General features: G+C 78.2%; 5 protein-coding genes. 4 read left to right on the forward strand and 1 reads right to left on the reverse strand.

From position 1 onward, the window contains the following. The first annotated feature begins 123 nt into the window (after positions 1-123). From C6N75_RS25100 to C6N75_RS25115, 4 genes are all read left to right on the forward strand, one after another. A complete protein-coding gene (locus C6N75_RS25100) occupies positions 124-2538 on the forward strand; it encodes a HEAT repeat domain-containing protein (RefSeq protein WP_107503752.1) in 2415 nt (804 codons plus the stop codon). Positions 2539-2579: 41 nt separating this feature from the next. Further along, positions 2580-2828 carry a zinc-ribbon domain-containing protein gene (locus C6N75_RS25105; RefSeq protein ID WP_105871166.1) on the forward strand — a complete coding sequence of 83 codons (249 nt, stop codon included), beginning with the start codon at positions 2580-2582 and terminating at the stop codon, positions 2826-2828. A 200-nt stretch (positions 2829-3028) separates the two neighbouring features. Next, positions 3029-3844, forward strand: coding sequence for a hypothetical protein (locus tag C6N75_RS25110; protein WP_322888077.1), 816 nt, complete (start codon positions 3029-3031; stop codon positions 3842-3844). After that, positions 3844-5142, forward strand: coding sequence for a sensor histidine kinase (locus tag C6N75_RS25115; protein WP_105871164.1), 1299 nt, complete (start codon positions 3844-3846; stop codon positions 5140-5142). Before C6N75_RS25110 ends, C6N75_RS25115 begins: the two co-directional genes overlap by 1 nt. On the opposite strand, the gene C6N75_RS25120 is transcribed toward C6N75_RS25115, so the two are convergent. Further along, positions 5139-6179: a questin oxidase family protein gene (locus C6N75_RS25120; RefSeq protein WP_105871165.1), complete on the reverse strand. Its 1041-nt coding sequence runs from the start codon at positions 6177-6179 to the stop codon at positions 5139-5141. The genes C6N75_RS25115 and C6N75_RS25120 overlap by 4 nt on opposite strands. Positions 6180-6404: the final 225 nt, after the last annotated feature.

A 6404-nucleotide genomic window follows, 5' to 3' on the forward strand; every position in this document is an offset into this window, starting at 1 on the left:
CCCTGGCACCGGGTGCCAGGGGGCGCGCGGAGGGCGCTCAAGGGTGTCCGATTGCCGGGGCATCCTTCTCCGGGGTGTGGTGCACTATTGCCCCCAAGTGCAGGGCAGGCGGGGAGGGGCGGCATGTTCAGGGGGATCGAGGAGGTCGACTGGGCCTCGTTGAGCCATGCCCACGGCCCGGCGGACGACGTGCCCGCGCTGCTGCGCGCACTGGCGTCGGCCGACCCGGTGGAGCGGGAGGCGGCGCTGGACGCGCTGTACGGGGCGGTGCACTCGCAGGGCGACGTGTACGACTCGACGCTGGCCTGCATCCCGTACTTGCTGGAGCTGGTCGCGGATCCGGCGGTACGGGACCGGGGCTGCCTGGTGGAGCTGCTGGCCGGCATCGGCGGCATCGACCTGGACGGCGACGACGAGCTGGCCGCGCTCGACCCGGAGGACGAGGAGTTCGAGGACGCCGCGAACTACGCCATGGCGTCGGCCGCCGTCGCCGCCGGGGCGGAGGTGTTCGTGGGGCTGCTCGGTGACCGCGATCCCGAGGTGCGACTGGCCGTGCCGGGCGCGCTGGCCTCGCTGCACGGCGACCCGGCGCGGGTGCTGGGCCTGCTGCGGGAGCGGCTGACCGCCGAGCCGGAGAGCGAGGTGCGCCTCGCGCTGGTGGAGGCGATCGGGCGGCTGGCGCTGCGGTACGCCTCGCTGCGGGACGAGATCGCCGAGTGGCTGGACTGGCTGATGGGCGCGGCGCAGGACCCGGCGGTGCGGCTGGCCGCGCTGACCCGGCTGGCCCGGTGCGCGCCCGCCAGACTGCCTGCCGACGTGGTGGCCCGGGTGACCGACCTGCTGGCCGCGCTCGGGGACGCGGAGCCGCACGGCGGGCTCCGGGGCGCCGACCGGGACGGCGGGCAGCGGGAGGACCACGGGGACGGCGGCGCGGACGCCTCTCTCGGCGCGGACGCGGCCGCGGGCGGGCACGGCGGGTCGGAGGGTACGGATTTCGCCATCTGGGCGCGGTCGGCGTGGGGCGGCGAGCGGGACGGGCGGCCGGGCGGCCCGGGCGGGTGCGGGGAGGCGGCGGAGCACGCCCCCGCCGAGGGGTGCCCGGCGAGCGCGCCGACCCTGCTGGGGCAGACCCGGCCACGGCCCGAACCGGCGTACGGGGAGTCGCGGTACGGGGAGCGGGCGGCCGAGCCCGGCGAGCGGGGCACGGCCTGGGCGGACGACCTGCTGCGCACCCTGCACGGCGCGCTGCACGACCGGGTCGCCGACCGCACGGCGCTGGTCACCGTGCAGTTGCGCAGTCCCGAGCGCGGCCGGCGGACCGACGCGCTGTGGGTCTGCGGCGAGCTGCTGCGAAGCTGGCGCGGCTCGTACGACGAGGTGGTGCGGCTGATCGGGGCGCAGCTGGCGGCGGGCGACCCGTGGCTGGCCCGGGCGGCCGCGATCCGCCTGGAGGAACTGTTCACGCTGGCCCGCCCGGCGGCCGACGCGCTGGCGGAGGCGGTGGCCGCCGAGCCCGCCCCGTGGGCGCCGGAACGATCCGGTGGACTGGGCACGGGCAGCAGGGCGCTGCTGGCGCTGGCCCGCGCCGGGGACGCCCGGGCCGTCCCCGGAGTGGCCCGGGCGCTGGCGCATCCGAGGCCGGACGGCAGGCTGCTTTCGGCCATCCCGAGGCTGGGCCGGGCGGCGGCGCCGCTGGTGCCCGCACTGCGGCGCAGGTTGGCCCGGCTACCCCTGGACGACTGCCTCACGGACACGGCCGGGCCCCTGCTGGAGGCGGTGGCCGGGCTGGCCGGGCCGGCCGGCGGTGCGGACGCGCTGCCGGAGGTGCTGCGGGTGCTGCGGGGCGCTCCGGAGATGTGGCTGCCGGACGGGAGCCCGGTGGTCGGGACGGCGCTGCGGACGCTGGCGGCGTTCGGACCGGCGGCCCGCGGGGCGGCGGCGGGGGACCTGCGCGCCCTGCTGGCGGCCGGTCCGCCCGCGGTGTCCGTCGCGGCGGCCGGGGCGCTGTGGGCGGTGGAGGGCGAGGCGGAGGCCGGGCTGCCGATGCTGCGCGGGCTGCTGCGCTCCCCCGAGGCGGAGCTCCGCCGCCGGGCGGCCCGGGCGGTGGCCCCGATGGGACCGGCCGCCGCCGTGGCCGCACCCGAGCTGCGCGGCTGCCTGGCGGCCCCGGCGATCGCGCTGCGGGTGGACGCGGCGGCGGCGCTGTGGGCGGTGACCGGGCGGGCGGCGGACGCGCTGCCGGTCCTGCTGGCGGCCTGGCGGCAGGACGACGGTTGCCGGCCGGCCGTCGCCCGCTGCTGGGCCGGGCACGGACCGGTGCCGGCGGAGGCGGCGGCGCTGCTCCGGGCCGAGTTGGCCCGCCCGCGGCGGTACCAGTCGGCCGGGCGGGTACCCGGTGAGCAGGACGTCCACCGGGACGAGGAGCTGCTGGCCCTGTGCCGGCGGGCCCTGGGCCACGGGCAGCTCGGTGAGCCCGGCGACGGGCACGGTTATGGCGGCAGTGGCAGCGGCAGCGGTAAGGGTTGTGCCGACGGCTAAGGCAAGGGCTTCGGCGACGGCTGACGGGAGCGGGAACGGTGATCTTCCTCTTCGGGACCAAGGCGTATCTGCGGCAACTGGCCGTGCTGACGCTGGTGTGCGGGCGCTGCGGGCGGCAGGCGGCCCACCCGCTGCGCAAGCGGACGACCAAGTTCACCCTGTTCTTCGTGCCGCTGTTCCCGGTCTCGACCTCGTACACCACCCAGTGCACCTACTGCGGCGCGGAGCAGCGGATCGACGCGGCGGAGGCGGACCGGCTGCTCGCCGGCGCGGGGGCCGCCCGCGCCTGACGTGCGCCGGGGTTCGCGGCCGCACGGGGACAGCGGGCCTGCGGCCACGCGGGGTCGAGAGGTCCACGGCCACGCGGGGACAAAAGGCACCTAACCTCCACTTGGGGATTCCCGCGCCATAAGGTGGGCGGCGCACACACCCCGCCCGACCAGCCGTCCGACGCCGGACGGGGTCGCCCAGCACGAGGAGCACCCCGCACGTGAGCCGCCGCCCGCCCCGTACCGCGTCCCGGGCCCGTACGGCGGTCCGCGCCTTGGTGCTGCTCTGCGCCGGCGCGGCGCTGGCCGCGGGACTGACCGGGTGCGGGGACGCGGGCGGGCTGGAGAGCGCGGGGCCGACCCCCACCGCGGCCGGGCCGGTGCGGCTCTGGCCGGACCTGCCGCCGGTCACCGCTCCCCCGTACGACTACGGCGAGGGCGAGACCGAGCGGGTGCGCGGCGTCCGGCTGCCGGGCGGGGAAGTGCGCCGGGCCGATCCGGTCGCGGTGGTGCAGGCCGAGCTGGCCGCCGACCCGGACCAGTTCCGCGGTGAGGACGGCGTGTACGAGACGACCGTGCGGCGGATCCGCGAGTGCCGGGAGCGGCCTGCGGCCTGCCCGGTGCTGCGCCCGTACTACCGGGACCTGACCGGGGACGGCCGGGAGGAGCTGATCGTGGCCGTCCGGATGGAGGAGCAGCAGACCGGGCTGCGGGTCTACACGCCGAAGGACGGCGGCCTCACCCGCATCCTGGCGGACGAGGACCAGGTGGTCGGCGTGCAGGCGGCCGGCCGGAACCTGGTGGTGCGGGCGGTGTCCGCGGGCATCCCCGGCTACGAGTACCGGACCACCTGGACGTGGGAGCCGCGGCGGGGGGCGATGCTCGCGGCGAGTGACGAGATCGTACGGGTGCGGTCGGCGACCTCCCCGCCCCGGGAACCGGCCCCGCGGTCGGCGTCCCCGTCACCGTCCCCGTCATCGTCACCGTCGCCCTCCGCGTCACCCGCCCCGTCCGGCTCCGGGTCCGGGGCGCGGTGATGGGCGGGTTCCGGCTGCCGGGCTGGACGGCGACGCTGACATGGAAGGCGGCCGCCTTCATCACGGTGATGTGCTGTGCGCTGGCCGCGATGCTGGGGGCGCTGGTGCACGCGTCGGTGACCCGGCAGACCGTGGACACCGCGCGGGAGAAGGCGCTGGAGAAGCTGGAGGACGTGACCGAGGCGTATGAGGCGGGCGACCCGCTGCCCTCATACGCCGGGGTGGACCCGGCGGGGCTGCCGTCCTCGCTGCGCAGGCTGGCCGTCCGGGGCGAGCGCGGCACGGTAGTGACCGACCACGCGGGCCGTCCGACGATGTGGGCGGCCGGGCCGGCGGACGGAAGGGCGCTGGCGGTCCGGCTGGACTACTCGCTGAGCGCCGGCACCATCAGCGGGCTGGACCGGGCGATCGTCGGGTCGTCGGTGCTGGCGATCGGAGCGACGCTGGTCCTGGGCGCGGTCGCGGTGACCCGGGTGACCCGGCGGCTGCACCTGACGGCGCAGGTGGCGCGCCGGATCAGCGCGGGCGACCTGGACGCGCGGGTGAACGACCCGCGGACCAGGGACCGCTCGCGCCGCGAGGACGAGGTGGCGACGGTGTCGGGGGCGCTGGACACCATGGCGTCCAGTCTCCAGGGCAAGCTGCTGAGCGAGCAGCGGTTCACCGCGGACGTCGCCCATGAGCTGCGCACTCCGCTGACCGGTCTGTCGGCGGCGGCCGAGCTGCTGCCGGAGGGCCGGCCGGCGGAGCTGGTACGGGACCGGGTGCGGGCGATGCGGGCGCTGACCGAGGACCTGCTGGAGATCTCCCGGCTGGACACCGGCTCGGAGGAGCTGGACGCGGGCTTCCACCCGCTGGGCCCGCTGGTGGAGCGGGCGGTGCGCGCGGCGGACGGCGAGGCCCGGGTACGGGTGGTGCGGGACGTGCGGGTGGAGACCGACCGGCGGCGGCTGGAGCGGGTGCTGGGCAACCTGGTCGCCAACGCACGCAGCCACGGCCGGCCGCCGGTGGTGGTGACCGTGGACGGGCCGGTGGTGACGGTACGGGACCACGGGCCAGGCTTCCCGGCGTACCTGCGCGAGCACGGGCCGCAGCGGTTCCGCACCGAGAGCGGCAGCAAGGGGCACGGCCTGGGGCTGACCATCGCGGCGGGCCAGTCGGCGGTCATCGGCGCGGAGCTGTCGTTCGCGGACGCGCCGGGCGGCGGCGCGATCGCCCGGCTGACCCTGCCCGCCCCGCCGGGCGGCGGGGCGGCGCCCGACGCGCCCGGCCGGGAGGAGGCCGGTCCGCGGGGCTAGCCCGCCGGTTCGATCAGCTCCAGGGCGTGCAGGGCCGCGCCGGTGGCCGCCGGGTCGCCGACGGCGAGGGCGGTGTCGGCGAACTTGATCGCGTGGTCGTCGCCGTGCGCGGCGGCCCGGGCCAGCAGCTCGCCGGGATCGGCGGCCCGGGCCATCGGCTCGCCGGGATCGGCGGCCCCTCGGCTGGCCTCGGCGGGCGGCCGGGCCTCGGGCGGGGTGTAGGCGGCGGTCACCGCGGCGGCGGCGCTCCAGGCCGCGGCCAGCGACACCGGCCACAGCTCGCGGGGCAGCGCGGGCAGGGTGCGCAGTACGGCGTTGGGCGCGGTGGCGGTGTGCACCAGCATGACCGGCTCGCCGTGGCCGTGGGTGCGGTAGCGGTGCACCGCGGCGGTGACGAGTCCGGTGAGCCGCTGCCGGGCCTGCTCGGGACCGTCGGCGTCCGGCGCCGCGGGCAGCGCGGTGAGCTGGGCCAGCCGGCCGCTGATGCCGCCCCCCTGGCGCGGGACGGCGGGCACGGCGTCGAGGCCGGCGGCGGGCAGCACCGCCAGCGGCGGCAGCGGCTGGAAGCGGGCCGCCCAGTAGCCGAGGGCGTGGGCGAGCTCACCGGTCCGGGGCGCGGTCTGCGGGCCGCCGAGCAGGGTGTGCACGGCGTGGCCGGTGCGGATCACCGGGTGGGTGGCGCCTGCCGCGATGCCGGGCAGCAGCCGCGGCCACCACTCGGCGAGCACCTCCCGCCAGGGGCGCGCGGCGATCTCGCGGCGGAAGTGGTCGGTCCAGTCGGTGCTCCGCCGGGGGTCGCCCAGCGCCTCGCGCCAGTTGTCCGGGGTGACCTCCCGGCTGCGGGCGGGCGTCTCGCGCAGCCTGCGCCGGTAGCCGTCGAGCCAGCGGTGCACCCGGTCGGCCTGGCCGCCGCGCACCAGGGCCTCGACGACCATCGGCCCGTGGTTGCTGAGGTGGCCCTGGAACTCCGGGCCGGTGCGGTGCAGCCGCTCCAGCGCCTCGTCGAGGGTGCCGGTGGTGCTGTCCTGGGTGGTCATCGTCGTCGCCGCCTCGCGGTCGTGTCCGGGTGGGCGCCGTCTCGACGCCCGGGCAGGCCCCATCCTGTGCGGCCCGCCCCCGTCCTGCCGTCGGTCTCCCGGCCCGGCCCGGCTCCGACCTTGGACCGGGGCCCGAGGAAGGGGAAGGGCACGCCCGCCCCCCGGCCCTCACGCGCCTGGAGGAAGGGGGACGGCAGAGCCTCCGCCCTCACGCGCCTGGCGGGG

It is taken from the genome of Streptomyces solincola, assembly GCF_002982015.1.
In the GTDB taxonomy this organism is placed as follows: Bacteria; Actinomycetota; Actinomycetes; order Streptomycetales; family Streptomycetaceae; genus Streptomyces; species Streptomyces solincola.